Genomic DNA, 1567 nt, shown 5'->3' on the forward strand with positions numbered 1-1567 from the left:
CCGCCGGTGGTGGGGGTGGTGTCGGTGCCGCCGTGGCCGGGGGTGGTGCCGGTGTTGCCGGGTTCGGTGTGGCTGTTGTGGGGGGTGTGGCCGGCGGTGCCGCCGGGGGTGTGGTCGGCCTGGTGGGCCGCGTTGTCGGCGGTTGTGGCCAGGGGCTGGTCGGCCGTGACCTTCACCGGGTGGGTGTCGCCGCCGCCGACGGTGACTTCCTGCTTCTTGGGGACTTCGGCGAGGGGGTGGTCGGGTCCCTTGGGGACGGAGGTGAGGTCCTGTTTGGGCAGGCCCTGGTGGTCCAGGAGCTGGTGGGTGGTCTTGTCGTAGAACTGGGGGCGGCCCAGCGCGTCGTCGGGCAGGCGGACGGTGTCCTCGGGGTGGGGGAACCTCACCCCGGGCATGTCGGCCTTGGGCAGGTCCTTCCACACCACGTCGGTGATCTTCGGGAAGGCCCCGTCGACCTTGCCGAGGTTCGCGAACAGGTCACCGACCTTGACCTTGGCCAGCGAGCCGGCCTTGCCGATGTAGGTCATCGGGTCGATCAGACGGCCGGCCTTGCCGGCCACGCTGATGACCTTGGCGACCGTACCGGCCTTCGCGGCGGTGCCCGCACCACCGGTGAAGACGGTCGTCAGCACGTTGAAAGTGACCGCTCCCGCCGCGCGGGCGGGGTTCTTGCCCCACTCGTCCCACGCCACCAGCGCCTTGCCCGTCTCCTTCACCGCGGTACGCGAGTCACGGATCCAGGAGGGCAGGTCCTTGTCGTCGGCCAGCCAGAACGCCGTCCCGACCCCCGGCATCGAGGCGATCGCCAGACCGGTGGCGAGCTTGGCCAGACCGGTCCAGGCCTGGCCGGCCTTGTCCCAGCCGTCGACACCCACCAGGGTGCCCAGACCGCGGATCGTGCCCCAGATCCCGTCGACGATCAGACCGTCCCACACGAACGACTTGACCCAGTAGCCGATCTCCCACGCCCGGTGGGTCTCCTCCAGCTGCGAACCCCACGGCAGGTCCTGGGCCTTGTTGAGGTCCTCGCCCTTGTAGCCGTACATGTTCGCGCCGTGCGACCCGTCGTCCGCGACGAGCGGAGCGGCACAGTACAGCGCGCGGATCTTGTTCGCGCAGGTGCGCTCCGCGGCCCAGAACGCGGAGACCGCCGCGTTGACGTCGTGGATCAGATCGTTGTTCTCATCGATCTTGTCCCCGTCGTCCTTCCAGTGCGCGTCCCCGCTGATCTTGTTGCTGAACGTGGTGGCCTTGGCCTGGAGCTCCTTCAACCGGGCGACGATCGGCCGGGCCTCGGTGATGTACTCGCCCAGCGCCTTGGACGCCGATTCCAGCTGGTCGGCGAAGAAATCACTGTCGGTCTTGACCGGCTTGGTCGTCGCGAACAGCTTCTCCGCCTCCGGCGCGGAGTAGAACGCCGACAGGCCCTGGAACTCGGAGTCCACGTTCGATCCCGCGTCACGGAACGTGCCCGCCGCCGTGTCGATCGCCGTCTTGTTCTTCTCCAACGCGTCCAGGTCACCCGTGAACTGCGGAATCGTGCACGGATTGATCGGTACGTGGTCGG

The 1567-nt window shown here is 68.5% G+C and carries 1 pseudogene; it reads right to left on the reverse strand.

Features of this window, described 5'->3' with window-relative positions:
- A pseudogene (locus WDV06_RS36840) lies at nt 1-1508 on the reverse strand (ADP-ribosyltransferase); the annotation flags it as partial.
- Nucleotides 1509-1567: the final 59 nt, after the last annotated feature.

It is taken from the genome of Streptomyces racemochromogenes (genome assembly GCF_044129415.1).
GTDB classification, from domain to species: domain Bacteria; phylum Actinomycetota; class Actinomycetes; order Streptomycetales; family Streptomycetaceae; genus Streptomyces; species Streptomyces racemochromogenes_A.